Source organism: Oricola thermophila, from assembly GCF_013358405.1.
Lineage (GTDB): Bacteria > Pseudomonadota > Alphaproteobacteria > Rhizobiales > Rhizobiaceae > Oricola > Oricola thermophila.
Genome location: NZ_CP054836.1, coordinates 2,753,897 through 2,778,863, shown reverse-complemented (window position 1 = coordinate 2,778,863; position 24,967 = coordinate 2,753,897). Strand labels below are relative to the sequence as shown.

Annotated in this window: 24 protein-coding genes and 1 riboswitch; of the genes, 14 read left to right on the top strand and 10 right to left on the bottom strand. The window is 62.5% G+C overall.

The genetic code is table 11. From position 1 onward, the window contains the following. Positions 1 to 44 precede the first annotated feature (44 nt). The 6 genes from HTY61_RS13350 to phoB all read left to right on the top strand — a co-directional run bounded on the left by HTY61_RS13350 (position 45) and on the right by phoB (position 6,154). Entirely contained in the window at positions 45 to 1,082 is a 1,038-nt protein-coding gene (locus HTY61_RS13350; protein WP_175277265.1) for a PstS family phosphate ABC transporter substrate-binding protein, read from the top strand. Between the two features lie 61 nt (positions 1,083 to 1,143). Next, positions 1,144 to 2,514, top strand: a complete 1,371-nt coding sequence (gene pstC / locus HTY61_RS13345; protein ID WP_175277264.1) for a phosphate ABC transporter permease subunit PstC — start codon at positions 1,144 to 1,146, stop codon at positions 2,512 to 2,514. Then, entirely contained in the window at positions 2,514 to 3,824 is a 1,311-nt protein-coding gene (gene pstA / locus HTY61_RS13340) for a phosphate ABC transporter permease PstA (RefSeq protein ID WP_197945319.1), read from the top strand. The genes pstC and pstA overlap by 1 nt, the downstream gene beginning before the upstream one ends. 94 nt (positions 3,825 to 3,918) lie before the next feature. Then, entirely contained in the window at positions 3,919 to 4,665 is a 747-nt protein-coding gene (gene pstB / locus HTY61_RS13335) for a phosphate ABC transporter ATP-binding protein PstB (RefSeq protein WP_246273050.1), read from the top strand. 56 nt (positions 4,666 to 4,721) lie between these two features. Continuing rightward, positions 4,722 to 5,444, top strand: coding sequence for a phosphate signaling complex protein PhoU (gene phoU, locus HTY61_RS13330; protein WP_175277262.1), 723 nt, complete (start codon positions 4,722 to 4,724; stop codon positions 5,442 to 5,444). Positions 5,445 to 5,461: 17 nt separating this feature from the next. Continuing rightward, positions 5,462 to 6,154 (top strand): phosphate regulon transcriptional regulator PhoB, encoded by a 693-nt coding sequence (phoB, locus tag HTY61_RS13325; RefSeq protein WP_175277261.1) that lies wholly within the window; start codon positions 5,462 to 5,464, stop codon positions 6,152 to 6,154. 69 nt (positions 6,155 to 6,223) lie between these two features. Here phoB and HTY61_RS13320 read toward each other — a convergent pair whose 3' ends face one another. Further along, positions 6,224 to 6,760: a GcrA family cell cycle regulator gene (locus tag HTY61_RS13320; protein ID WP_175277260.1), complete on the bottom strand. Its 537-nt coding sequence runs from the start codon at positions 6,758 to 6,760 to the stop codon at positions 6,224 to 6,226. 339 nt (positions 6,761 to 7,099) lie between these two features. Between HTY61_RS13320 and HTY61_RS13315 the strand changes: the two genes are divergently transcribed. From HTY61_RS13315 to HTY61_RS13305, 3 genes are read left to right on the top strand one after another with little or no spacing between them, the layout of a single operon-like run. Beyond that, positions 7,100 to 8,314, top strand: a complete 1,215-nt coding sequence (locus tag HTY61_RS13315) for an aspartate aminotransferase family protein (protein ID WP_175277259.1) — start codon at positions 7,100 to 7,102, stop codon at positions 8,312 to 8,314. A 24-nt stretch (positions 8,315 to 8,338) separates the two neighbouring features. Then, on the top strand, positions 8,339 to 9,265 hold the full coding sequence (gene argF, locus HTY61_RS13310; RefSeq protein WP_175277258.1) for an ornithine carbamoyltransferase: 927 nt from the start codon (positions 8,339 to 8,341) through the stop codon (positions 9,263 to 9,265). Then, positions 9,262 to 10,260 carry an Hsp33 family molecular chaperone gene (locus HTY61_RS13305; RefSeq protein WP_175277257.1) on the top strand — a complete coding sequence of 333 codons (999 nt, stop codon included), beginning with the start codon at positions 9,262 to 9,264 and terminating at the stop codon, positions 10,258 to 10,260. Before argF ends, HTY61_RS13305 begins: the two co-directional genes overlap by 4 nt. Positions 10,261 to 10,264: 4 nt before the next feature. Here HTY61_RS13305 and HTY61_RS13300 read toward each other — a convergent pair whose 3' ends face one another. Continuing rightward, the gene (locus tag HTY61_RS13300; RefSeq protein WP_246272802.1) at positions 10,265 to 11,728 is read right to left on the bottom strand and encodes a TrkH family potassium uptake protein; all 1,464 of its coding nucleotides are present in this window, start codon (positions 11,726 to 11,728) and stop codon (positions 10,265 to 10,267) included. Continuing rightward, on the bottom strand, positions 11,725 to 12,117 hold the full coding sequence (gene apaG, locus HTY61_RS13295; protein ID WP_175277256.1) for a Co2+/Mg2+ efflux protein ApaG: 393 nt from the start codon (positions 12,115 to 12,117) through the stop codon (positions 11,725 to 11,727). The genes HTY61_RS13300 and apaG overlap by 4 nt, the downstream gene beginning before the upstream one ends. A 146-nt stretch (positions 12,118 to 12,263) precedes the next feature. Here apaG and HTY61_RS13290 point away from each other — a divergent pair, with 146 nt between their 5' ends. Together HTY61_RS13290 and HTY61_RS13285 are read left to right on the top strand one after the other, a co-directional pair. Further along, positions 12,264 to 12,881, top strand: a complete 618-nt coding sequence (locus HTY61_RS13290) for a CDP-alcohol phosphatidyltransferase family protein (RefSeq protein WP_175277255.1) — start codon at positions 12,264 to 12,266, stop codon at positions 12,879 to 12,881. Between the two features lie 4 nt (positions 12,882 to 12,885). Continuing rightward, a complete protein-coding gene (locus tag HTY61_RS13285; RefSeq protein WP_175277254.1) occupies positions 12,886 to 14,034 on the top strand; it encodes an amidohydrolase in 1,149 nt (382 codons plus the stop codon). On the opposite strand, the gene HTY61_RS13280 is transcribed toward HTY61_RS13285, so the two are convergent. Next, complete coding sequence (locus tag HTY61_RS13280; protein WP_175277253.1) at positions 14,035 to 15,225, bottom strand: O-succinylhomoserine sulfhydrylase; 1,191 nt, start codon at positions 15,223 to 15,225, stop codon at positions 14,035 to 14,037. Positions 15,226 to 15,285: 60 nt separating this feature from the next. Further along, a riboswitch (SAM riboswitch) is annotated at positions 15,286 to 15,363 on the bottom strand. Positions 15,364 to 15,439: 76 nt separating this feature from the next. Here HTY61_RS13280 and HTY61_RS13275 point away from each other — a divergent pair. Next, positions 15,440 to 16,531, top strand: coding sequence for a 2'-deoxycytidine 5'-triphosphate deaminase (locus tag HTY61_RS13275; protein WP_175277252.1), 1,092 nt, complete (start codon positions 15,440 to 15,442; stop codon positions 16,529 to 16,531). Here HTY61_RS13275 and HTY61_RS13270 read toward each other — a convergent pair. Together HTY61_RS13270 and HTY61_RS13265 are read right to left on the bottom strand one after the other, a co-directional pair. Continuing rightward, entirely contained in the window at positions 16,523 to 17,314 is a 792-nt protein-coding gene (locus tag HTY61_RS13270; RefSeq protein WP_175277251.1) for an ion transporter, read from the bottom strand. The genes HTY61_RS13275 and HTY61_RS13270 overlap by 9 nt on opposite strands. A 71-nt stretch (positions 17,315 to 17,385) precedes the next feature. After that, positions 17,386 to 19,107, bottom strand: a complete 1,722-nt coding sequence (locus HTY61_RS13265; protein ID WP_175277250.1) for a glycosyltransferase family 2 protein — start codon at positions 19,105 to 19,107, stop codon at positions 17,386 to 17,388. A gap of 396 nt (positions 19,108 to 19,503) precedes the next feature. On the opposite strand from HTY61_RS13265, the gene HTY61_RS13260 reads away from it, so the two are divergent. Next, positions 19,504 to 20,430 (top strand): transporter substrate-binding domain-containing protein, encoded by a 927-nt coding sequence (locus HTY61_RS13260; RefSeq protein WP_175277249.1) that lies wholly within the window; start codon positions 19,504 to 19,506, stop codon positions 20,428 to 20,430. Here the strand turns inward: HTY61_RS13260 and HTY61_RS13255 are convergent. Then, positions 20,383 to 21,189 carry a sterol desaturase family protein gene (locus tag HTY61_RS13255; protein WP_175277248.1) on the bottom strand — a complete coding sequence of 269 codons (807 nt, stop codon included), beginning with the start codon at positions 21,187 to 21,189 and terminating at the stop codon, positions 20,383 to 20,385. The two genes, HTY61_RS13260 and HTY61_RS13255, sit on opposite strands and share 48 nt — an antisense overlap. A 73-nt stretch (positions 21,190 to 21,262) precedes the next feature. Beyond that, positions 21,263 to 21,673 (bottom strand): tellurite resistance TerB family protein, encoded by a 411-nt coding sequence (locus HTY61_RS13250; protein WP_175277247.1) that lies wholly within the window; start codon positions 21,671 to 21,673, stop codon positions 21,263 to 21,265. Positions 21,674 to 21,813: 140 nt separating this feature from the next. Between HTY61_RS13250 and HTY61_RS13245 the strand changes: the two genes are divergently transcribed. Next, the gene (locus HTY61_RS13245) at positions 21,814 to 23,484 is read left to right on the top strand and encodes a lysine--tRNA ligase (RefSeq protein ID WP_175277246.1); all 1,671 of its coding nucleotides are present in this window, start codon (positions 21,814 to 21,816) and stop codon (positions 23,482 to 23,484) included. Between the two features lie 3 nt (positions 23,485 to 23,487). Here HTY61_RS13245 and HTY61_RS13240 read toward each other — a convergent pair whose 3' ends face one another. Together HTY61_RS13240 and HTY61_RS13235 are read right to left on the bottom strand one after the other, a co-directional pair. Continuing rightward, on the bottom strand, positions 23,488 to 24,156 hold the full coding sequence (locus HTY61_RS13240) for a S24 family peptidase (RefSeq protein WP_175277245.1): 669 nt from the start codon (positions 24,154 to 24,156) through the stop codon (positions 23,488 to 23,490). 73 nt (positions 24,157 to 24,229) lie between these two features. Continuing rightward, entirely contained in the window at positions 24,230 to 24,853 is a 624-nt protein-coding gene (locus HTY61_RS13235) for a 2-hydroxychromene-2-carboxylate isomerase (RefSeq protein WP_175277244.1), read from the bottom strand. Positions 24,854 to 24,967 lie beyond the last annotated feature (114 nt).

Genomic DNA, 24,967 nt, shown 5'->3' with positions numbered 1-24,967 from the left:
CATTGACCGGTCGAAGATCACACACGCCCAAACGGGAGAAACTCATGAAAACCCTCAAGATTGCATTTGCTGCAGCTCTCGGTGCGACGGCGCTGGCGACTGCCGCCGAAGCCCGCGATCAGATCCAGATCGTCGGTTCCTCGACCGTCTTTCCGTACTCGCAGGCTGTCGCCGAAGAGTTCGCGAACCGTACCGGGCGCCCGGCGCCGGTTCTGGAGTCCACGGGTACCGGTGGCGGCTTCAAGGTCTTCTGCGGTGGCGTTGGCGAAGATTACGCTGACATCACCGGCGCTTCGCGCGCCATCAAGAGTTCGGAAGTCGAGTTGTGCGCTTCCAACGGCGTGACGGACATCACCGAAGCCCTGATCGGTTATGACGGCCTGTCCATCGCCGTGTCCCGCGCCAACGAGACCGACTGGAACCTCACCGAGGAGCAGATCTACCTGGCTCTCGCTGCCGAGATCCCGGATGGAAAGGGCGGCTTCATCGCCAACCCCCACCAGAAATGGTCCGATATCGATCCGTCGCTCCCGGGCGTTGACATCGTCGCCTTCGGCCCGCCCCCGACCTCCGGTACGCGCGACGCTTTCGTCGAGCTCGTCATGCATGACGGCTGTTCCGGGCTGCCGGGCATGGCCGAACTCGAGGAAGCCGACGAGGACAAGTGGGAAGAGGTCTGCTCGCGCATGCGCCAGGATGGCCCGTTCGTCGAGGCGGGCGAGAACGATAACCTCATCGTTCAGCGCCTTGAGGCCGATCCGAATGCTGTCGGCATCTTCGGCTACTCCTTCCTCTACGAGAACTCCGACAAGCTGAAGGCGGTCAACGTCAACGGCATTGAGCCGACCTTCGACACGATCGCCGACGGTTCCTATCCGGTTGCGCGTCCGCTCTTCTTCTACGTGAAGAACGCTCACCGCGACGTGATCCCGGGCATGAAGGAATTCATCGAGGAGTACGTCTCCGAGGCCGCGCTTGGCCCGGATGGCTATCTCGCGGAACGTGGCCTGACGCCGCTGGCCGACGATCTGCGCGAGGAAACGGCCAAGGCCGTTCTCGAGGCGAAGAAGCTCGAGATGTAATTTCTGCTCGACAATTGGCCGTCCGCCTTCCGGCGGACGGCTTTCTTCTACGGGGAAAGCCATGCCTGTTTACGCCCTGCTTTTCATTGTGCTTGCCGCGGCTTTTGTGGCCTACCTGTCATATGGCCGGGCGCGGACGCGGTTTGCGGGCGACGGCGAGAAGCCGCATTCGCGGCCGATTTATCACGCGCTGAATGCGGCGATATGGACTGGCATCCCGTCTTTCATCTTTCTGCTCCTCTGGTTGCTGTTTAACGACAATATCGTTTCCTGGATCGTCGTGTCCCAGGTGCCGGGCGTCGAATCCCTCGATGCGTCCGCGCGCAGTCTTCTGCGCAGCGAAATCGGCCAGGTGGCCTCGGGACGCACCTTTACGGATCCGACCCCCGACGTGATTGCCGCCGCCGAAAGGCTGCATTCCCTCCGTTACATTTCCGGCGCGCTGCTTGCTGTTGTCGTGGCGGCCCTGTCGGTTTTCGGGGCGTTTATCGCCATGAGGATGATCGCGCGGCGCACCAGGGCCCGTCACAAGGTCGAGAACGCGGCGACGTGGTTCATGCTCTTTGCGTCGGCCGTCGCCATCCTGACGACCGTGGGCATTATCGCATCGCTGGTCTACGAGGCGGTGGCTTTCTTTTCCAAGGTGCCGTTCACGGAGTTCTTCTTTGGAACGCGATGGGAACCGCAGATCCCCCTTCGCGCCGATCAGGTTGCCGGACAGGGGGCTTTCGGCATGGTGCCGGTACTGTTCGGCACGATGGCCATTTCATTTCTCGCGATGGTCGTGGCGGTGCCTGTCGGCATCATGTCGGCGATCTATCTGACCGAATATGCGGGATCCAGATTTCGCTCGATCGTGAAGCCGCTTCTGGAAATCCTTGCCGGCATTCCTACGGTCGTATACGGCTTCTTCGCCGTGCTTACGGTTGCGCCGCTGATCCGTGCCCTCGGGCTGAATTTGGGAATTCCCTCGGCGCCGAACAGCGCGCTGGCGGCGGGCGGCGTGATGGGCATCATGCTCATCCCTTTCATTTCGTCCATTTCCGATGACGCATTGGCAGCCGTGCCGCGCGCAATGCGCGACGGCTCCTATGCGCTCGGGGCGACGAAGGGCGAGACGATCCGCAAGGTGCTTCTCCCCGCGGCTCTGCCGGGCATTGTCGGCGGCATCCTGCTCGCGTTGAGCCGCGCCATTGGCGAGACCATGATCGTGGTCATGGCGGCCGGCCTGATAGCCAAGATGACGATCAACCCCTTCGAATCCGTGACCACTGTCACCGTGCAGATCGTGACGCTACTGATCGGCGATACCGAGTTCGACAATCCGAAGACGCTTGCCGCATTCGCATTGGGACTGCTGCTCTTCGTCATCACCTTGGGGCTCAATCTGATCGCCCTGAATGTGGTCCGCCGCTACCGGGAGAAGTACTGATGTCTGACGCGACGCCAATGCAGACGAAGGTTGCCGTTCCGCGCGCCGTTCGAGTCGACTGGAAGTCCCGGGAAATGGCCAATCGGAGAAAGGCACGCTACGCCGCCGATCGTCGGCTTCAGGCCTATGGCCTGATCGCGATTTTCTTTGCGCTCGGTTTCCTGGCAACGCTTGTCGGCACCCTGACCTATTCGGGGCACCAGGCATTCAGGCAGACGATGGTCTCGGTCGAAATCGATCTCGGCGAGGCCGGGATCGATCCCTATGACCTCATGGGAGCCAACTGGCGCGGTATTGCCCGCGATGCCTACAGGAAGCTTGTTCCGGACCTGCCTCGCAGCGAGGAACGTGCCTATTTCTCGATGTTCACCTCGAACGGCCAGTACCTTATCCGCGATGCGGTCAGGAAGGATCCCTCGCTCCTTTCCGGCCCCTCGACATTCCGGATTCCCTTCTCGGATCCGATCGACCAGCTGGCCAAGGGAGAGATCGACAGGAACCTTCCTCCCAACCAGCGGCGTGTAAGTGACGAGCAAATCGAATATTATGATCAGCTGGTGGCGCAGGGAATCGTCTCGCGGCCGTTCAACTGGGGCCTGTTCTTCAATGCGGACAGCCGGTTCCCGGAGCTGGCCGGTCTGGCGGGCGCCATTGTCGGAACCTTTTACGCGCTTCTCGTCTGCTTTCTCATCAGCTTTCCTCTTGGGATCGCTGCAGCGATCTATCTGGAGGAATTCGCGCCGAAGAACCGCTGGACCGACACGATCGAGATCAACATCAACAATCTCGCGGCCGTGCCGTCGATTGTTTTTGGCCTGCTCGGACTCGCGGTGTTTCTCGGCTGGTTCGGCCTGCCGCGTTCGGCGCCATTCGTGGGCGGGCTGGTGCTTTCGCTCATGACGCTTCCGACGATCATCATAGTTACACGGGCCGCGCTCAAGCAGGTTCCCGGGTCGATCGCGGAAGCTGCACTCGGGGTCGGCGCGTCCAAGCACGAGGCAATCCTGCATCATCAGCTTCCTCTTGCGATGCCGACCATTCTGACCGGCACCATCATCGGGCTTGCACAGGCATTGGGCGAAACGGCACCGCTTCTGCTGATCGGGATGAACGCGTTCATAACAAGTCCGCCCGGCGGATTGTTCGAACCGGCAACCGCATTGCCGACGCAGATCTACATATGGGCGGACAGTCCCGAGCGCGGTTTCATGTCGCGGACTTCGGCGGCAATCCTTGTCCTGCTTGGTTTCCTGGTGGTGATGAACGGAATGGCGGTATATCTGCGTCAGAAGTTCGAACGGCGGTGGTAGAATTATGGAGAAGAGTGCCATGAAGGTGGATGCCGATCAGCTGTTCGCGACGAACGGCCAGGGCGGGGCGGTCGCTGGCCAGCCCAGAACGAAGATGAAGGGCGAAGACGTCTGCGTGTCTTACGGCCAGAAACAGGCGTTGTTCGATATCAGTCTCGATATCTACGAGCACCAGGTGACTGCGCTCATCGGGCCGTCGGGTTGCGGCAAGTCGACTTTCCTGCGGTGCCTCAACCGCATGAACGACACAATCGACGGTTGCCGTGTCAGCGGCAACATCACCCTCGACTCCGAGAACATATACGATCCGTCGATCGATGTTGTGGAACTGCGTGCTCGCGTCGGCATGGTTTTTCAGAAGCCGAACCCGTTCCCGAAGTCGATCTATGAGAACGTGGCCTATGGTCCGCGCATCCACGGCTTGGCGAAGACCAAGGCGGATCTCGACAATGTCGTCGAATACAGCCTGCGCGGCGCCGGGCTTTGGGAAGAGGTGAAGGACCGTCTCGCCGAGCCGGGCACCGGCCTGTCCGGTGGTCAGCAGCAGCGCCTTTGCATAGCACGCGCAATTGCTGTGTCGCCGGAAGTGATCCTGATGGACGAACCGTGCTCGGCGCTCGATCCGATCGCCACCGCGAAGGTCGAGGAGCTTATCGACGAGTTGCGCGAGAACTACACGATAGTCATCGTCACACACTCGATGCAGCAGGCCGCGCGCGTTTCGCAGCGTACCGCCATGTTCCATCTGGGCTTGCTTGTCGAGGTGGACGACACCAAGACGATTTTCACCAACCCGTCGGAGAAGCGTACCCAGGACTACATAACCGGCCGCTTCGGCTAGGCCCGTCTGGGCGCGTACCCGCAGAGAAGAGCAGCCTTTTGAGGAAGGAAAATCCGATGGTTCCAACCAACCACACGGTGAAATCGTTCGACGACGACATGAAGTTTCTCGCCCACAAGATTGCCGAGATGGGCGGTCTTGCCGAACGGATGGTGGAGAATTCCATAAGTGCCCTGGTGAAGTCGGATATCCAGTTGGCGCAGAAGGTGATTGCCGACGATCTGATCCTCGACGAGGCAGAGGCGCTGCTCGACGAAAAGGTGGTGCTGATTATCGCGCAGCGTCAGCCCATGGCTGCCGACCTGCGCGAGGTGTTTTCCACGATCCGCATCGCGACGGATCTCGAGCGCATCGGAGATCTCGCCAAGAACATCGCAAAGCGGGTTGTCGCGATTTCCGAACGCAGCAATTCGGTCAATCTCGTTCGCGGGATCGAACACCTGGGGGATCTGGCGCTCGCACAGCTGAAGGAAGTGCTCGACGCCTTCGGATCGCGCTCGGTCACGCGCATCAACATGGTGCGCGACCGTGATGACGAGATCGACGCCATGTATACCTCGCTGTTTCGCGAACTCCTCACCTACATGATGGAGGATCCGCGCAACATCACGACCTGTACCCACCTTCTGTTCTGCGCGAAGAATGTCGAACGCATTGGCGATCATGCCACGAACATCGCCGAGTCCGTCTACTACATAGTCACGGGCGAGCGGCTTTCGACCTTTCGCCCGAAGGAAGACAAGACCCATCGCATCGTGGTCGATGAACCGAATGCTTGATGTAAGGGAGCATGCTCATGGGCAATCAGCCAAGGGTGATGATTGTCGAGGATGAGGAAGCGCTCAGTGTCCTCTTGAAATACAATCTTGAGTCCGAGGGATACCGGGTTGATGCCGAGTTGCGCGGCGACGAGGCCGAGATCGCGCTGCGTGAATCGGTTCCGGATCTGCTGATCCTCGACTGGATGCTGCCCGGCCTTTCCGGCATCGAGCTGTGCCGTCGCCTGCGGGCCCGGCCCGAGACGCAGCGTCTGCCGATCATCATGCTGACTGCGCGGGGCGAGGAGAGCGAACGCATCCGCGGCCTTTCCACCGGCGCGGACGACTATGTGGTCAAGCCGTTCTCCACGCCTGAACTGATGGCCCGCGTAAAGGCGATGCTCCGGCGTGCCCGGCCCGAGATCGTTGCCAGCGTGCTCAAGGTCGGCGAACTCGAACTCGATCGCGAAACCCACCGCGTCTATCGCAGCGGCCGCGAAATCAAGCTCGGACCGACAGAGTTTCGGCTCCTCGAATTCTTCCTGCAGGCGCCGGGCCGTGTCTTCTCGCGCGCGCAGCTTCTCGATGGCGTGTGGGGCGAGGATATCTATGTCGACGATCGCACTGTCGACGTCCACATCGGGCGGCTGCGCAAATCGATCAACTTCGGAAAGATGCGCGACCCGATCCGCACCGTTCGCGGTGCGGGCTACTCGCTCGAGGCGGTCTGAAGAAAATGCCTGGATGAAAACGTAACGGGCGGCTGATGCCGCCCGGGTCTATTGTCGGTTGCCTTTCGTCTAGCGAGTACGCTTGCGCTCCGACGATGGCTGGAAGGCAAGCCGCGCGTGATACTTGCAGTACGGGGAGTCCTCCTCGGACTGGTGTCCGCAGAAATGAAAGTCCTCCGAAAGCGGATCTCCCTGCGGCCACTTGCAGGTGTTTTCGTTCAGTTCGACCAGCTTGAGTTGCTTAGAAATCGGAACGACGACATCCTCGATCGGGCGCTGGTCGGTCTCTGCGAGGGCAACGGCCTCCGTTTTCATGACCGTGGCGCCGACCGTGCGGGTCACGGTTGTCACCGTGCTTCCGCCGCCACCGCCACCACCGCGGCTATAGCTGCCGCGCGACGATGAAGGGCGTGTTGCGGCGCTGCGCTTGGCCTTGGGGGCACCGGTGGAGACGGATTTTGCCCGTCCCGAAAGCTTCAGCCGGTGGACCTTGCCGATGACGGCATTCCGGCTGACGCCGCCGAGCTGTGCCGCGATCTGGCTCGCGCTCAGCCCTTCCGTCCAAAGCTTTTTCAACAGTTCCACGCGTTCGTCTGTCCAGCTCACTCAGCTCTCCATCCAGGTTTTGGCGCAGAATCCCTCTCCGTGGCTCGGTTTTCGAAAGAAAAAAACCGGCACCTGAACGCGATACTTGGGAGTTTACTCTGCGCGGTTGTCCCGCCACGTCCGCAACGTACTATGGCGGTTGACTCGCTGACAAGAGTCCCACTTCGGTACACGAATCAGTTTTTGCGGTTTTCAACAACTTGCGCCTCGGCCTCTTGGAGGCGTCTCGAACCACCCGTTGAAGCGCTTTTGATTGACGGATGAGCGGCCAACTCCTAAAAACGGGAAGCCGCCGAACGGGCGGCTTTTTTCATTTGAATCCCTTGGCAGGACGCCGCGATGAACGAACCATCACCGCTTTTCGAGACCTATGCTCGGGCTGACATCGCATTCGACCGCGGAGAGGGGTCGTGGCTGGTCGATACGCGTGGTGAGCGATATCTCGACTTTGGCGGCGGTATAGCCGTTTCGGCACTTGGCCACGCCCACCCGCATCTTGTGGAGACGCTGCGCGAGCAGGCCGGAAAGTTGTGGCATACTTCCAATCTCTATGAGGTGCCCGAACAGCGTCGCCTTGCGCAAAGGCTTGTCGATGCGACCTTTGCCGACAAGGTATTCTTCACCAACTCTGGTGCCGAAGCTTTGGAATGCGCGATCAAGACGGCGCGCAGGTACCATTATGCTGGCGGCCATCCCGAGCGGTTCCGCATCGTTACCTTCGAGGGTGCCTTTCACGGCCGGACGCTGGCCACAATCGCGGCGGGAGGTCAGCCGAAATATCTGGAGGGCTTCGGCCCGAAGGTGGAAGGGTTCGACCAGGTTCCCTTCAACGACATGGATGCGCTTGAGGCGGCGATAACGGAGGAAACGGCCGCCATCCTGATCGAACCGGTCCAGGGCGAGGGCGGTATCCGCCCGGTGCCCCTGCAGTTCCTGCGCGATCTGCGCGCCCTTTGCGATGACAAGGGCCTGCTGCTTATTTTCGACGAGGTGCAGTGTGGCATGGGCCGGACCGGCAAGCTCTTTGCCCACGAATGGGCGGGCGTGACGCCGGACATCATGGCGGTGGCCAAGGCGATAGGCGGCGGTTTCCCGATGGGGGCCTGCCTTGCCACCGAGGAGGCCGCGCGGGGCATGGTGCCGGGCGTTCACGGCACCACCTATGGCGGAAATCCCCTGGCCATGGCCGTTGGCAATGCCGTGCTTGATGTGGTTCTGGAGGAGGGCTTTCTCGAAACGGTGCGGGACAAGGCGTTGCGATTGAAGCAGGGTCTGGCCTCGATCGTCGACCGCCATCCCGACGTTTTTGCAGAGGTGCGCGGTGAAGGCCTGATGCTGGGCCTGAAATGCGTCGTGCCGAACGGCGAGGTTGTCAACGAGCTATACGCAAACCACATGCTGACGGTGCCGGCAGGGGAAAATGTCGTGCGCATCCTGCCGCCGCTAACGGCGAGTGACGAGGATATCAGTATTGCCCTCGAACGCATCGATGCAGCTGCCACGGCTGTTTCCGCGAGGCGCGGCAAGGAGCCTTCCGACAATGAAGAACTTTGAAATCACCGACCTGGATCTGATGCAATGAGTGTTCGCCACTTTCTCGACATAGCCGACGTGCCGGCAGGCGACCTGCGGGCCATTCTCGAAGCAGCCAAGCTGCGTAAGGCGGCCCAGAAAGCCGGTACCGCGGACAAGCCGCTGGAAGGCAAGGTGCTGGCGATGATCTTCGAAAAGCCATCGACGCGAACGCGCGTTTCGTTCGATGTCGGCATGCGTCAGCTCGGTGGCGAGACGATCATGCTGACCGGCACCGAAATGCAGCTCGGTCGCGACGAGACCATCGCCGATACGGCTCGCGTTCTGTCGCGCTATGTCGACATCATCATGATCCGGACCAGGGAGCACGAGCGCATGCTGGAGCTGGCGGAAGCTGCGACGGTGCCGGTCATCAATGCGCTCACTGACGACACGCATCCCTGCCAGATCATGGCCGACGTGATGACCTTCGAGGAGCATCGCGGGCCGATCGCTGGCAAGCGCATTGCCTGGTCGGGTGACGGCAACAACGTGCTGCATTCCTTCATCGAGGCGGCGCCGAAGTTCGGCTATGACTTGTCCGTGGCCGTGCCGGAAGGAAGCGAGCCGCAACAGCGCTATGTCGACTGGGCACGTGAGCACGGTGGAAGCGTGACGATTACGCACGATCCTGATGCCGCCGTTACTGGCGCCGATGCGGTCGTTACCGATACCTGGGTGTCTATGGGGCAGGAGGAGAAGGCGCGCGGCCACAACATCTACATGCCCTATCAGGTCAACGAGCGGTTGATGAGCCGGGCCAGGGAGGACGCGGTATTCATGCACTGCCTGCCCGCGCATCGCGGCGAGGAGGTTACCGATGGCGTCATCGACGGCCCGCAGTCGATCGTGTTCGACGAGGCTGAGAACCGCCTGCACGCGCAGAAGGCGATCATCGCCTGGTGCCTCGGCGTGGGGAACGATCGACCGTGACCGAAGGATCCGCCCCCGTCGCTTCGCCGATACCCGATCCGCTCGACGCGGTCGTGCCCTTCCGGGTCGATGCGCTGGATGCGCGCGGCCGCGCGGTACTTGTCGGCCCGATGCTCGATGCCATCCTTGATCGCCACGACTATCCCGAGCCGGTGGCGCGGCTGCTTGGCGAGATGATCGTGCTGACCGTGTTGTTGGGCACCTCGCTCAAGTTCCAGGGCAAGTTCATCGTTCAGAGCCAGACCGAGGGGCCGGTTTCGCTGCTGGTCGTCGAATTTGCTACGCCTGACGGGGTGCGGGCCTATGCGCGCTGGGATGACGATGCCGTGAATGCTGCCGTTGAAAGCGGCAAGGCTGATCCTGAAGCGTTGCTCGGCAAGGGCGTGCTGGCGCTGACCGTCGATCAGGGCACCTACATGAACCGCTACCAGGGTATCGTGGCGCTCGACGGATCTTCGCTCGAGGAAGTCGCGCGCAGCTATTTTCGCCAGTCGGAACAGATCCCGACGGAGCTTCGGCTCGCCGTCGGCCGTCTGACCCTGCGCGGCGAGGACGGCCGTAGCCGAACGCATTGGCGCGCTGGCGGCATCCTCGTCCAGTTCCTGCCGGATTCACCGGAGCGCGCAAGGATGGCCGACCTGCATCCCGGGGAGGCGCCGGAGGGTACCGAACTTCACGCGGTGGAGGATGACGATGCCTGGCGCGAGGTCAAGGCTCTGCTCGATACCGTGGCCGACGACGAACTCGTCGACGAGGGGGTTGGCGTCCATACGTTGCTCTACCGCCTCTTCCATGAACGCGGCGTGACGGCCAGCGACCCGGCGCCGGTGGTCAACCGCTGCACCTGTTCTCGCGAGCGCGTTACAGACATGCTCGGGGCGATGTCGGCGGAAGAACGCGCGGACTCGGTCGAGGGCGGGAAAATCACGGTCAAGTGCGAATACTGTTCCTCGGTCTATACGTTCGACCCTTCGGAATTCGACGGAACAGAATAGTGGCCTAGCTGCGCCAGAAGCGCGGCAGGAAGAGCACGAGTACGGTGAACAGTTCCAGACGACCGAGCAGCATTCCGAAGGACAGGAGCCACTTCGCGGCGTCGGGCAGATCCTGATAGGTACTGGCCGGCCCGATGGTTGGACCCAGTCCCGGCCCTACATTGGAGATTGCCGACCCGGCGCCGGAAATCGCCGTCAGCAGATCGAGGCCGGTCAGCTGCAACGCGATCGAGAGCACGGCGAACGCGGCGAGATAGAGAAAGACGAAGGTCGTCACGGCCAACGGTACGCGGTCGTCGAGCGGGCGTCCGTTGAAACGCTTCACAAAGACGCCGTGCGGATATAGCACGCGGGTCAGCCGTTCCCGCACCTCCTGGTACAGCACCTGGAAACGGAAGATCTTGATGCCGCAGGAGGTCGAGCCCGCGCAGCCGCCGATGAACATGACGACGAAGAAAAACGCGATGGATTGGGCTCCCCAGAGACCGTAATCGGCCGACGCATAGCCGGTTCCGGTCATCACCGATACAGTGTTGAAGACCGCGGCGCGGAACGAGTCGGACTCCCGGACGAACTCGGTCCGGGAATGATCCGCGACGATCCATCCGAGCACGACAAGGATCGCGAGCACGGCAAGGAACGCGCGCACCTGCTGGTCGCGCCACAGGGCAAGCGGCCGTCCCTGCAGAACCTGCACGTAAAGCAGGAAAGGGATGGATCCTGCGATCATGAACGTGATGGCGATCCATTCTATCGCCGGGTCCTGGTAGAAGCCGAGCGAGGCATCGCGGGTAGAGAACCCGCCCGTTGCCACTGTCGTCATGGCGTGGATCAGCGCATCGTCCGGACGCATTCCCGCGATCAGGTAGGCAACGGCGCACAGCAGGGTGAACGCGACGAAAACCAGCGTGATAGAGCTGGAAATCTGGGTGGCGCGCGGCAGGATTTTCTCCGGTGTCTCGAACGCCTCGATCTTGAATACCTGCATGCCGCCGATCTGCAGCATCGGCAGGACCGCGACTGCCATGACGATGATGCCGAGGCCGCCGAGCCATTGCAGCATGCCGCGCCACAGCAGGATGCCCGGTGGTGCGTGGTCGAGGCCGGTGATGACTGTGGCGCCGGTGGTTGTCAGGCCCGACATGGCCTCGAAGAACGCGTCGGTGAAGCTCGGCGTGATTCCCGACCATCGAAAGGGCAGCGCGCCCGCGGTGACCAGCGCAAGCCAGACGACCACCGTCATGAGCATCGCCTGCCGCGTCGAAAGGCTTCGGGACATCCCGCGCGTTGCCGTGTAGAAGGTCACGCCGACCAAGGTGGTGGCCGCCGACGAACCGGCGAACACCTGCCAGTCGGGGTTGCCGGCCACGGCATCGACAAGCGCCGGGATGAGCATTGCGGCCCCGAGCGTGGTCAGCAGGATGCCGGTGACGAGTATCACCGGTCGGAGGTCGAGTACCGCGTTCAATTCAGGGTCCGTTGCGTATCGGGCCGGTCGAGCGAGAAGGCGGGAATGCGTACCCGGAACCGGCTGCCATCTTCGCGGCGCATGACGTAGTGTCCGACCATCGTGCCGGACGGCGTGTTGAGCGGACAGCCGGAAGTGTACTGGTAGCTGTCGCCCGGCGCCAGGATTGGTTGCTCTCCGACCACGCCCGGTCCCTCGACTTCCTCGACCTGTCCCAGCCCGTTCGTGACGCGCCAGTAGCGCGTCTCCAACTGGACGGTGTGGTCGGAGCCGTTGGCGATGACCACCGTGTAGGCCCACAGGAAGCGATGTGCCTCGGGGTCCGACTGGTCGTCGAGATACTGCGGCTCGACGATGATCTCGATTCCGTCGGTCGTTTCGCGATACATGTCGCGAGATTTAGCCGAAAGGCGGCATGGTTGGAAGGCACGCCGTTGCTGCATACACGCCTCCGTGAACTGATATGAACGATTGCGACATGACAGATTGTCCCTGAAGGCCTAATGCTTCCCCCGTTTGCGGTAAGGTAACTGGCATGCTGGACGGTGCGGTACGTGAAAGAATTCAGCCGGCGATTGACGCGATGGGGCGCGGCATCGCCCGCACCGGCCTGTCCGCAAACACGGTGACCGTCACCGCATTCCTTCTCGGTCTCGCATCGGCCGGGCTGATCGCGTTCGAGGCCTATGTCGCGGGCATGATCGTTTTGCTGGCGAGCCGGCTGTGCGACGGCCTCGACGGCGCGGTCGCCCGTGTCAACGGAAAGACGGATTTCGGCGGCTTTCTCGACATAGTTCTGGATTTCGGCGTCTATGGCGCCATTCCGGTCGGCTTCGCGTTTGCCGATCCCGCAGCGAACGCGGTGCCCGCCGCAATTCTGGTGCTTTCCTTCTACATCAATGGTGCGAGCTTCCTCGCCTTTGCCATCATGGCCGAGAAACATGGCCTCACGACCGACCAGCGGGGCGAGAAATCCATTTTCTTCACAACCGGTCTCGCAGAGGCGACGGAAACGATTGCCGTCTTCTTTCTCGCCTGCCTGTTTCCTGCGTGGTTCCCCTGGCTGGCTTGGGGCTTCGCTGCGATTTGCCTCTACACGACTCTTTCGCGCATCGTTATGACTAGGCGCGTACTGGATGGGCGAGCGGGCTAGGGGCATGCGCCGGAACTACGATCTGAACGCGGAATTGACGTCTCTTCGCCGCGATCTTCACCGAATGCCGGAACTGTCGGGCGAGGAGGTGGAGACGGCGACGCGCATGGCCAATTGGCTTCGCGATTGCGCGGCCGACGAAGTGATCGTCGGGATGGGCGGTCATGGCGTGGCTGGCATATTCGATAGCGGCGAACCGGGGCCGACGGTCCTGTTCCGCTGCGAGCTCGACGCCTTGCCGATTCACGAGACCGGGACGCCGGAATGGCGGTCGGCAATTCCCGGAAAGGGTCATATGTGCGGCCATGACGGCCACATGGCGATCATGTGCGGACTCGCCCGGCGGCTGCAGCAGAAGCGTCCCGCGAGGGGACGCATCATCCTACTGTATCAGCCGGCTGAGGAGACCGGCGAGGGCGCACGCGGCGTGATTGCCGATCCGCGCTTCGCGTCCATCCGTCCGGATTTCGCCTTTGGCTTGCACAACCTGCCGGGCATGTCTGCCGGGCATGTGGGCCTTCGTGCCGGATCGTTCTGCTTCGCTTCCGAGGGCATGGAGATCCACCTGGCCGGCAGGACATCGCATGCCGCGCATCCGGAAGACGGGATCAGCCCGGCTGCGGCGACAATCGACCTCGCCGCGCGCCTGCCGAAACTGCCCTCCGAACTGGGACTTACGCCGGAAGACGGCCTTGTCACGCTTTCGCACATGCGGCTCGGTGAATCCGCATTCGGTATCGCGCCGGGCGAGTCCTGGATCATGGCGACGATCCGGGCGCGGACCGACGAGGTGCAGGAACGGCTCATGGCTGCGGCGCGCGACATGGCCGCTCGCGCTGCAGCAGCTGCCGGGCTCGGGATCGACATTTCCACCGCGGAACGCTTTGCAGCATGCTTCAATGACGACGATGCGACGGATATTCTTCGCGAGGCCGTGACCGAGACGGGCACGCCTTGTGTCGAACTCGACGGTCCGTTCCGCTGGTCGGAGGATTTCGGCCTGTTTGGCAGCGTCTGCCCGTCTGCCTTCTTCGTTCTGGGCGCGGGCGAGGATCACCCGCAATTGCACAATCCGGACTACGACTTTCCGGACGAAATCATTCCCGTGGCGCTGGCGGTTTTCGAGCGGGTTGCCCGGGGCCGGTGCGGTTGATCAGCCTGCCTTTGCCAGTGCGTTCCCGATATCGTTGAGCAGGTCGTCGCAATCCTCGAGACCGACGGACAGGCGCAGCATCCCGTCCGAGATGCCCAGCTCGGCGCGCGCTTCCGCCGCAAGGTTCTTGTGTGTCGTCGTGGCCGGATGGGTGACCAGGCTCTTGGCGTCGCCCAGGTTGTTGGAAATCTTCACCACGTCGAGACCGTTCTCGAAGGCGAAGGCTTCCTTCTTGCCGCCTTTCAGTTCGAAACAGATCAGCGTCGAGCCGCCCTTCATCTGTTTCGAGATTATGCCGGCCTGCGGATGGTCCGCGCGTCCGGGATAGATCACCTTTTTCACCTCCGGACGAGAGGCCAGGAAATCGGCGATCCGCCCGGCTGCCTCGGTCTGCGCCCTTACCCGAAGCGGCAGTGTTTCCAGGCCCTTCAGCATGACCCAGGCGTTGAACGGGCTCATCGAGGGGCCGGTGTGGCGATGGTAGTCGTGCAGCGTCTCGCCGATCCATTCTTCGCTGCCCAGGATGATCCCGCCAAGGCAACGTCCCTGTCCGTCGATATGTTTCGTCGTCGAATAGACGACGATGTCGGCGCCGAGTTCCAGGGGCTTCTGCAGAAGCGGAGTCGCGAAGACGTTGTCCACCACCACCTTGGCGCCGACCGACCGGGCGACCTCGACGACATGCCGGATATCGACAACCTCCAGCGTCGGATTTGTGGGCGTCTCGAAGAACAGCACCTTGGTGTTCTTCCTGATTTCCCGTTCCCATGCGGTCGGATCGGTGCCGTCGATGAGCGTCGTTTCCACGCCGTTACGCGGCAGCAGCGTCTCGATGATCCAGCGGCAGGATCCGAACAGTGCACGTGCCGCCAGCACATGGTCGCCCGCGCGGACCTGGCAGAGGATGGCGGCTGCGACGGCGGCCATGCCGGAAGCGGTCGAACGGGCCGCTTCGGCTCCTTCCAGCAGGCACATCCGCTGTTCGAACATCTCGTTGGTGGGATTCGCGTAGCGCGAATAGATGAAACCTTCGTCCTCGCCGTTGAAGCGCGCCTCCGCTGCCTCTGCGGTGTCATAGACGAAGCCCTGCGTCAGATACATGGCTTCGGACGTCTCTCCGAACTGCGAACGCAGCGTGCCGCCGTGGACCATCTTGGTGGCGGCGGATAGTTTTGACCAGTCAGAAGCCATTGCGCGTCTCCAACAAAAAAACCGGTTTGCGTCGCCGCAAAACCGGTTGATCCACGCCTCCAGACGTGCCGCACGGCCTTTTAGCGACTTGTTTTACGTGGCTGCAAGCCGACCGGCCAAATCACCACGAGGAAAGCTGTCCATAAGGCGTCGAAACGCTTGCGTCAACAAGCTTGCTCGGGGATTGTGCGCACGATCAACGGGAGAAGGGCACGTGACAGAAGGGGGCATCCTGCCCGACAGCGCCATCGCGGGTTTGCTCGAAACCGGAGCGCTCCGCACAGAACGCGCGCTTGATCCTGACCAGATCCAGCCGGCAAGTCTTGATTTGCGGCTCGGTGCGACGGCATTCCGCGTCCGTGCCTCCTTCATGCCCGGGAGGGGGTTCAAGGTTTCGGACAAGCTGGAACAGTTCAAGCTTCACGAGATTGATCTTGCTGCCGGTGCGGTGCTGGAGACCGGCTGCGTGTACATTGTTCCGCTCCTGGAAACGCTTGCGTTGCCGGACGGCATTGCTGCGTCGGCCAACCCCAAGAGTTCGACCGGCCGCCTCGACATTTTCACCCGTGTGATGACCGATCACGGCATCGAGTTCGACAAGATCCCGGCGGGATATGACGGGCCGCTTTATCTTGAGGTCAGCCCGCGTACCTTCCCTGTCGTCGTGCGCACCGGCTCGCGTCTGTCCCAGATACGCTTCCGGTCCGCGGACACGGTTATCGATGCCGACGAGCTTGCGACGCTGCATGCCGCCGAGACCCTTGTCGCAGGCGACGATCCGATCATAGGTCAGGCCGGCATTGCCGTCTCGGTCGATCTCTCTGGCGGCACGAACGGACTTGTCGGCTACCGTGGCAAGCATCACACGGCCGTCATTGACGTCGACAAGCGCGCCGCTCTCGACGTGCTGGACTTCTGGGAACCTCTCTATGTTCGCGATCGCAAGGAACTGATCCTCGATCCTGACGAGTTCTACATTCTCGTGAGCCGGGAAGCCGTTCACGTGCCTCCGGACTATGCCGCGGAGATGACGCCGTTCGATCCGCTGGTCGGAGAGTTCCGGGTTCACTATGCCGGCTTTTTCGATCCCGGTTTCGGCCACAGCGCCGCCGGTGGTTCGGGGAGCCGCGCCGTGCTGGAGGTGCGCAGCCACGAAGTGCCCTTCGTTCTGGAGGATGGGCAGACCGTAGGTCGCCTTGTCTACGAACGCATGGAAAGGCGGCCGGACCGTCTCTATGGCGCCGATCTCAAGTCGAACTACCAGGCCCAGGGCCTCAAGCTTTCCAAGCACTTCCGGTCATTCTAGGGAGCGTTCCGCGCGAAGCGCTCGGATTTCCTCCCGCAATTTGCCGAGTTCCTCCAATATGGCGGCCTGGTCGTCGTGCAGCGCGGCCCGGTCCGATGCCGCCTCCACTTCGTGTTCCCTTTGCATCGCGGAGACGATGACGCCGATAACGAGGTTGAGCACGGTGAATGTCGTGCAGAGAATGAACGGAATGAAGAAGGCCCATGCCCAGGGATATGCCTCCATGACCGGCCGGACGATACCCATCGACCAGCTTTCGAGTGTCATGATCTGGAACAACGAATAAGCCGATGCCGCGATCGATCCGAACCATTGGGGAAAGGCGCTCCCGAACAGTTTCGTCGCCATTACGGAAAAGACGTAGAAGAACAATCCGAGCAGAAGCACGATGGACCCCATTCCCGGCAGTGCGCTGAGCAGGCCGCCGATCACCCGTCGCAGGGAGGGAACGACGGTGATGAGCCGCATGACGCGGAGGATGCGCAATGCACGAAGGACGCTGAATGTTCCGCCGGACGGGACCAGCGCGATTCCGACGACGATCAGGTCGAAGATGCGCCACGGATTTCTGAAGAAATCGGCACGATAGACGGCGAATCTCGCCAGCAGCTCGAGAACGAAAATCGCGAGAATGGCCCGGTCCAGACCCCTTATCACGGGACCTGCCACGTTCATTGCGGCAGGAACGGTTTCGAGCCCGAGACTGATGGCGTTGATGATGATCAGGGCAACGATGATCTGTTCGAAGGGTTTCGATTCAACGAGAGCCTTGAGGCGTTGCATGGGTTCTCCGGCGAGTGGGGCGGGTTGGTCGATGCGCGGTATATGGGGATTTCGCGGCGTTTGTTAAGCCGTCATTCGCCGTGTCGGGCACCTTCGCGGTCGTGCGGGCGGTGTGGCGTCTTTTCCCAGAGATAGGGTTCGGTGAAGTACTGTTTCACGGCTCGCCAGCCGGCGACCGCGCCGAGAAGCCAGTAGACAGGCACCAAGGCCATGACTTTCAGTGCCAGAGGGCGAAGGGGGCGATCCACCGTTCGAAGGGAAAGTGCCGCATGTGCGCCGAATGCAAGCACGATATTGGCCCCGGCGAGCACACCGAGCGCATTCCAGGTTACCGGCATGCCGCCGCTCGCATAGCTCCAGACTCCGAGTGCGGCAACGGTCATCACGCTCAGCGGGTAGAACAGGAAACAGGCGACGGTGCCGGCTAGCAGCAGATGCATGATTGCCATGCCGGCGAACGGCCGTACCGAAGGACTGGACGGGAACGGGCGCGAATGGACGACCCAGGTCTGGATCCAGCCCTTGATCCAGCGGGTACGCTGGCGAAGCCAAACGAGAACGGTGTCGGGCGCGTCCTCCAGCGTCGGCCGACTGATCAGCCCGACGCGATATCCCTTGCGCCACATCCGGAAACCGAGATCCGCATCCTCGGTCACGTTGTAGGGATCCCAGCGCATGCATTCCTCGAGCACCGATCGGCGAAAGTGCGTGGACGTTCCGCCCAGAGGGATCGGCAGCCTGTGTCGTGCCAGCCATTGCAGTATCCCCCGGAACAGTGCCGCATACTCCAAGTGGAACAGCCCGGTCAGCCAGTTGTGATGCGGGTTGGCCACGATCAGCGGCGCCTGCAATGCTCCGAGTGCCGGGTCGGACCGGCGGAAGGTCTGCCATGCCTCTTCCAGCTGATCCGGGTGCGGCCGGTCTTCGGCGTCAAACAGCGTGACGAGCGACCCCGTGCAATAGGGCAGGGCGAAATTGAGCGCCTTCGGCTTTGTTTGCGGTCCGATCGGCGGGACGGTGATGATTTCGAAACGGCGGTCGAGCCTTTCGCGTGCCAGCGCCGCAACCGTCTCGCTGTCGTCCTCCTCGCAGACAAGCTTGATCTCCAGCTTGGTGCGCGGCCAGCGCAAGGCCTTCAGCGCGGGGATCAGGTCCGCGATAACCGGTGCTTCGCGGTACAACGCAACGATGACCGAGTAGATAGGCCGCTCGGAGTTGGCGAACCGTGCCAGCGGGGTCGGCGATTGCCGCCGAAAGCTCATCGCTGCAACGATCCGCAGTGCGGCAAAGCCGAGGAAAAACAGCCCTGCCGCAATTTGCAGCGCCAGCATGGCCGTCGCGGGGGCGGTCCAGATCCAGACGGCAAGACAACTTGTCATCGTCGCGCAAAGGAAACCGTGCCATGCGCCGGCGCCGTGCTTGGCCGAGAACTGCGGTTCTTCGATTGCCAGTCTGTCGCTAGCCGCCGCCCCGAGGCCATGCTTCGTTTGCTTGGCCAATGCGGATTTCAGGCCGGTCGGTGTGGCAAGGGCTATGCCCGGTATTCGCGCCAGCCTGTCGCGGAAATCGGCTGTGCCGATGACTCCGCGATCCGGAGGGGGCGCAAATACCGGGCGCACGGAGCCGTCGGTCAGCCGGCACCAGATCGCATGGCGCGAAAGGGTGTGACCGGGCTCTTCGCCATCGGCGGCAAGGGCTTGCGCGATTTCGTCGTTCTCGACGAAGCGAACGCAGTGATGTTCGGCCAGCGCGCGGTAGTAGGCCTCCTCGCTGATCAGTCCGTATGCGAGCAATTCGCTCGCGCCGCTTGTGCCGTTGCGGATCGCTTGCCGGCTCGCTTGCGAAAGATGGGGCCGGGGATAGGTCTGATCGGCGAGAAATGCGACGGAGGGGCACAGGCGGTTTTCGTTTGCCGCGCCGCCATTCGGTTCCGGCTTCGGGCGTGTGAGCTTTCGTGCCCGGTCAAGCCTGACGGTGACCGGCTCGTGACGTAGCCGCGCATTCGGCCGCGGCCGTACTGAATTCGATCCCGGAACCGGAATGACGCCCCCACCCCGTTATCCAAATCCAGACGATACCCCGACCATCTAGAGTATAGTAAAAAAACTCTGATGCAAGCATGCCGTGCAATCCAGGGCGTATCGCCATTTGCTTCTGGAACCTTTCCCTGGCATCGGCTAAGCGAGGGCATGGTCGGTATTTCAAATCCGGTTTCCGGGATACGTATCCTGTTGTTCGGCGCGGCTCTGGCCGCGGCAGCAATTCCCGCGAGAGCGGAAGATGCCCCCCGTCTGTTCGATCCGAACGACCGTGGTGCGCGTTTCGACCTGTCCGGGCTGGTGCGCCTGCGCTTTCTGACCACGCTGGATTTCCCGCCATTCAATTTTGCCGACCCGCAGGGCCGGCCGGTAGGTTTCAACATCGATATCGCCCGCGCGATCTGCGCCGAACTTGACATCGAGGCGAAGTGCGAGATCGAGGCGATGCCGTGGGAGGAGCTGGACCCGGCGCTGGACGGTTTGCGCGGGGAAGCGATCATTGCTGGCCATCGCATCACGGCCGGATTGAGGGAGGCACGCGCCGTTTCAGCCCCCTATTTCCGGTTTCCGGCCCGGTTTGCCGCACGTAACGGTTTCGTCCCCGATTCAACCGACATGACGCGGCTCGTTCTTGGCAAACAGGTCGCCGTCGTTCGCGGCAGCGCGCATGCAGCCATGCTGAGGGCATGGTTTCCCGATGCCGTCGCGGTCGAGTTCGACACGCCGGCCGAGACCTATGATGCGTTGGCCTCCAGCGAGACGGAGTACGTGTTCGGCGACGGCGTGGCGATGTCCTTCTGGCTTGCCTCCCCAAAGGCTGACGGCTGCTGCCGCTTCGTGTCTGGGCCCTTCATCTCCGATCATTTCCTTGGTCCGGGCATATCGATCGTCATGCGCAAGGATAGTGCCAGGATGATTCCCGTCATCGACAGCGCACTTCTCGCGCTGGAGGAGAAGGGTATCTACGAGGAGATATTCACGCGCTTCTTTCCGCTCAGCCCCTTTGCCGACGGAATCGGCGCTCCCGTGTCAGCCGCGCCGGAAGGGCAGGCAGAGAGCCCAGAGCAGTCCGGCTGACTGCGGGCCGCGAAATTCCTTCAGCCCGATTTCCATACCCTCGTGGCCGAGTTCCGGCTGAGCGTTGTAGGTGCGGAATATCCGGTCCCAGAAGGGAAAATTGAATCCGTAGTTCGAGTCGGTTTCGCGCGGCGTCGACGAGTGATGCACGCGATGCATGTCCGGGGTCACGAGGACGAGGCGCAACACGCGGTCGATCCGTTCCGGCAGGTCGATGTTCGAGTGGTTGAACATGGCCGTACCGTTGAGGACGATCTCGAACACCAGAACCGCTTCCGGGGGCGCCCCGAGTGCGATCACGATCGCTGCCTTCCAGAACATGGAAAGCAAGATCTCGACGGGATGGAACCGCAATGCGGTTGTCACGTCAAAACCGTTGTCGGCATGGTGCATGCGGTGGAATCGCCAGAACAACGGAACCTTGTGGCTGACGACATGCTCCAGCCAGACCGCGAAGTCCAGGATGACGAAGGAGGCAATCCCCGCGAACACCGGCGGGATGCCCATGGCCGGAAACAGGCCCCAGCCCTGTGACTGGGCATGGAATGCCGTGCCGACCGCGGCGGCGGGAAACACGATGCGCAAGGCGACTGACGACAACACGACGATCGACAGGTTCGTGAACCAGCGTTTCGATTTCCAGGCGCCCTTCATCTCCTCGCGTTCGAGGCGCGGCGACCACAGTTCGTAGATCGCCATCGAAGCGAAAATGGCGATGAAGGCCAGGAACCGTATTGTCGCTTCGGAATATTCCATCATGGCTCGCGCTGGGACGTCGAAATGCCGCCCGATCCATGCCGGGCGGTTGCATCAACGGCAATTCACATTCGCGTCAGGGCAGGCGGAAACGCACTCGCGCGGATCGCTCGATCGCGGCGGTGACGAGATTGTCCAGCTCGAACTCGTCGCGCATGATCTGGAGGAACCGGAGTTCCTCCTGTTCGGCGTGCAGGTCGGCCGATGCGATCTCGATCGCCACCGCATAGGCGGTTTCGTACAGCCGTTCGGGCAGGCTGGCCTTGACCATGGCAAGGATCCGGTCGATGCCCGCGGGCTCGTTCAGTATGGCCGTGCAGCGGTTCGCGGTCTCGACGAGCTGATCGCGCGAATATCCCTCGAAGACGGGAAGCGTGTCGACCGTGTTGCCGATGCGCGACAATTCGCGCTCCGACAGGTTGGAATCGGCAGCCGCCATCGTGACCATGACGAAGACCAGTGCCTCTTGCGGGGTAAGCGTGCTCATGAATGCCCTCTTGCGTGTTGGCGCGAAGGTAGTGCTGCATGCTTGGCTTCGCAAGCACGAGGCTGTAAAGGCTGGCGGACAAATGGCCGCGCATCCCAGCCGCGTGCCGGAAATGCCCCGAATACCAGGACGTGAAGACCATGAGCGCCAATCCGGCCCTGCCCCAACTCGAACTGACACCGGAGCTTCTCGAGGCTGCCGGGAAAACCAAGGCCTGGCCGTTCGAGGAGGCGCGCAAGATCGTCAAGCGCTACGAGAAGACTGGCTTTCCCGAGGTCGTCCTGTTCGAGACCGGCTACGGTCCGTCCGGCCTTCCGCATATCGGCACCTTCGGCGAGGTCGCGCGCACGACCATGGTGCGCACCGCCTTTCGCGTCCTGACGGAGGACAAGGTTCCGACCAAGCTCCTGTGCTTCTCCGACGACATGGACGGCATGCGAAAGATCCCGGACAGCGTGCCGGACAAGTCCGTCCTCGAGCCGCATCTGCACAAGCCGCTGACCGCCGTGCCGAACCCGTTCGGCGGCGACTACGAGAGCTTCGGCCACCACAACAACGCGATGCTGCGCCGGTTCCTCGACACCTTCGGCTTCGACTACGAGTTTGCCAGCGCCACCGACTATTACAAGTCCGGCCGCTTCGACGAGATCCTGCTGCGCGTCGCCGAGCGCTACGACGCGATCATGGATATCATGCTGCCGACGCTGGGCGAGGAGCGTCGCGCCACCTATTCACCCTTCCTGCCGATCTCGCCAAAGACCGGGCGTGTCCTTTACGTGCCCATGAAATCTGTCGACGCCAGGTCCGGCACCGTCACCTATGTGGACGAGGACGGAGAGGAGATGACGCAGCCGGTTACCGGTGGCAACGTCAAGCTGCAATGGAAGCCGGACTTCGGCGCGCGATGGGCGGCACTCGGCGTCGATTTCGAGATGTTCGGCAAGGACCATGGTCCGAACATGCCCGTTTATGACCGCATCTGCTCCGCACTCGGAGGCCGGCCGCCGGAGCATTATGTCTACGAGCTCTTCCTCGACCAGAACGGCGAGAAGATATCCAAGTCGAAGGGCAACGGCCTGACCATCGACGAGTGGCTGACCTATGCGCCGACCGAGAGCCTCGCCCTCTACATGTTCCAGAAGCCGCGCACGGCCAAGCGTCTCTATTTTGACGTGATCCCGAAGGCGGTGGATGAGTATTTCTCGTTCCTCGCCGCCTTTCGCAGGCAGGACGAGGCCGGCCGGCTCAACAATCCGGTCTGGCACATCCATTCCGGCCAGCCGCCGGCGGACGACATGCCGGTACCGTTCTCCATGCTGCTGAACCTGGTCAGTGCCTCGAATGCGCATGAGAAGAACGTGTTGTGGGGCTTCATCTCGCGCTACGCGCCGGGCGTGACCGCCGAAACCCATTCCAAGCTTGACGAGCTGGCCGGCTACGCGATCCGCTACTTCGAGGATTTCGTCAAGCCGACGAAGAAGTTCCGCGCCCCGGACGATACCGAGCGCGAGGCGCTGGCGAAACTGGCCGCCGCCTTCGAGGCATTGCCGGCGGATGCCGACGGTGCGGCGATCCAGGACGCTGCCCTCGACGTGGCGCGCGGTTACGAGCGCTACCAGGACCCGTCTAAGACCGGCCCGGACGGCGGGCCGGCGGTGACGGGGGCATGGTTCCAGATGCTCTACCAGGTCCTGCTCGGCCAGGAGAGGGGGCCGCGCTTCGGTTCCTTCGTCGCGCTCTACGGCGTTTCGGAAACGGTGGCGCTGATCAACAAGGCGCTCGCCGGCGAACTGGCTGTCGAGAACGCATGAGCCTTACTGGCTGGCCCAGACGATCCGGGCCATCCATTCGATGTCCGAAACCGGGAATGTGCGGGGCGGGTGCGCCGGATTCACCGATTCCAGCTCGATGACCAGGGAGGTCCGTCGCAGCAGTGTCTTGGCCATCACCTCTCCGTCGCGCGTCTTGACCACGACCCGGTCTCCGCGCCTGACCTGCGCGGTCGGAGAGACGATGATGATGTCTCCCTCGCGGTAGAGAGGCAGCATGGAATCGCCGGTGATCTCCAGCGCGTAGCACCCCTCGTCGAGATTCGGGCCGGGAAAGGCGACGGTGTCCCATCCCTGGCCGGCAGGAAAACCCGCATCGTCGAAATAGCCGCCGGCGCCGGCCTGCGCCAGGCCGATCACCGGAACTTCGCGCACCGGGACAATGCTCCGGCGGTGGACGGCCGGAGGGGCGGCGCGCGCGGCATCGTCGCGAACCAGCGCCATGAATTCCTCCAGCGAGGACCCGGTTGCCTCCATGATCTTGGCCAGCGACTCGGTCGAAGGCCAGCGGGGCCGCCCGTCGGAGGCGAAGCGCTTGGACTTGTTGAAGGTGGTTGAATCAAGCCCGGCGCGCTTGGCCAAACCCGACGGCGAGAGATCGTTGCGTTCGGCCAGGGCGTCGATTGCGGCCCAGATGCGTTTGTGGGAGAGCATGGCGCTTCCTGTTGTTTTCAGGAATAAATACCTCTTGCCTTCCCGGCACGCAAGGCTTGTTCGGTCGGCCGATTCAGCCCGGCACGGCAAAGGGCGTGCGGCCGCTCGCCAGGGCGCGGTCCACATACTCGATCCGGTCCTGTCCCCAGAAGGGCTCCCCGTCGAGTACATAGGCCGGCACGCCGACCGCGTCGGCGGCGATCGCGTCCTCGGTGTTCTTGACGCGGATCGCCGCGACGGAATCCGATTTCGCCGCTTCGAGGATCGCCGAGGCGTCGTGCCCGGCTTTCGCGAGCAGGTCGGCGAGGACGCCTTCCTCGCTGATATTCCGGTCCTCGACCCAGATTGCCCTGAACACCGCGCCGACATAGTCGCGCGCATCCTTGCCGGTCTCGCCGATTGCGATGATGGTGTGGTCGGCCAGCGTCGGGTCCACGGGGAAATGTGCCGGCCGGGGCGTGATCGGCAGGCCGCGCCAGTCGGCGGCGCGTTGCAGCTCGATGAGCCGGTAGCGCTGGCGCATCGGTGCGCGTTCGGCCAGTGGAACGGCACCCGACTCCTTCCAGAGACCGAACAGGTTGATCGGCCTTATGTTCAGCGCCGCGCCGTGCCTGTCCGCGACCTCGACGATCGCGCGGTGGCCGAGATAGCTGAAGGGAGAGATGGACGTGAAGTAATAGTCGATAGCCCTGGCCATGGTTTCTTCCTGCCCTGATTGCCTGGTGCAAGCAGACTTGGTGGGCGCGGATTCGTCAAGGCCGGATGAAGGGGCACGCATAACCGTGAAGCCGGGCGCCGACGCGCCCGGGCC

Excerpts from the sequence above, each read along its gene's own strand:
- HTY61_RS13350 (WP_175277265.1), top strand. The coding sequence starts at position 45 with ATGAAAACCCTCAAGATTGCATTTGCTGCAGCTCTCGGTGCGACGGCG.
- pstC (WP_175277264.1), top strand. The coding sequence starts at position 1,144 with ATGCCTGTTTACGCCCTGCTTTTCATTGTGCTTGCCGCGGCTTTTGTG.
- pstA (WP_197945319.1), top strand. The coding sequence starts at position 2,514 with ATGTCTGACGCGACGCCAATGCAGACGAAGGTTGCCGTTCCGCGCGCC.
- pstB (WP_246273050.1), top strand. The coding sequence starts at position 3,919 with ATGAAGGGCGAAGACGTCTGCGTGTCTTACGGCCAGAAACAGGCGTTG.
- phoU (WP_175277262.1), top strand. The coding sequence starts at position 4,722 with ATGGTTCCAACCAACCACACGGTGAAATCGTTCGACGACGACATGAAG.
- phoB (WP_175277261.1), top strand. The coding sequence starts at position 5,462 with ATGGGCAATCAGCCAAGGGTGATGATTGTCGAGGATGAGGAAGCGCTC.
- HTY61_RS13315 (WP_175277259.1), top strand. The coding sequence starts at position 7,100 with ATGAACGAACCATCACCGCTTTTCGAGACCTATGCTCGGGCTGACATC.
- argF (WP_175277258.1), top strand. The coding sequence starts at position 8,339 with ATGAGTGTTCGCCACTTTCTCGACATAGCCGACGTGCCGGCAGGCGAC.
- apaG (WP_175277256.1), bottom strand. The coding sequence starts at position 12,117 with ATGTATCGCGAAACGACCGACGGAATCGAGATCATCGTCGAGCCGCAG.
- HTY61_RS13290 (WP_175277255.1), top strand. The coding sequence starts at position 12,264 with ATGCTGGACGGTGCGGTACGTGAAAGAATTCAGCCGGCGATTGACGCG.
- HTY61_RS13285 (WP_175277254.1), top strand. The coding sequence starts at position 12,886 with ATGCGCCGGAACTACGATCTGAACGCGGAATTGACGTCTCTTCGCCGC.
- HTY61_RS13280 (WP_175277253.1), bottom strand. The coding sequence starts at position 15,225 with ATGGCTTCTGACTGGTCAAAACTATCCGCCGCCACCAAGATGGTCCAC.
- HTY61_RS13270 (WP_175277251.1), bottom strand. The coding sequence starts at position 17,314 with ATGCAACGCCTCAAGGCTCTCGTTGAATCGAAACCCTTCGAACAGATC.
- HTY61_RS13260 (WP_175277249.1), top strand. The coding sequence starts at position 19,504 with ATGGTCGGTATTTCAAATCCGGTTTCCGGGATACGTATCCTGTTGTTC.
- HTY61_RS13255 (WP_175277248.1), bottom strand. The coding sequence starts at position 21,189 with ATGATGGAATATTCCGAAGCGACAATACGGTTCCTGGCCTTCATCGCC.
- HTY61_RS13250 (WP_175277247.1), bottom strand. The coding sequence starts at position 21,673 with ATGAGCACGCTTACCCCGCAAGAGGCACTGGTCTTCGTCATGGTCACG.
- HTY61_RS13245 (WP_175277246.1), top strand. The coding sequence starts at position 21,814 with ATGAGCGCCAATCCGGCCCTGCCCCAACTCGAACTGACACCGGAGCTT.
- HTY61_RS13240 (WP_175277245.1), bottom strand. The coding sequence starts at position 24,156 with ATGCTCTCCCACAAACGCATCTGGGCCGCAATCGACGCCCTGGCCGAA.
- HTY61_RS13235 (WP_175277244.1), bottom strand. The coding sequence starts at position 24,853 with ATGGCCAGGGCTATCGACTATTACTTCACGTCCATCTCTCCCTTCAGC.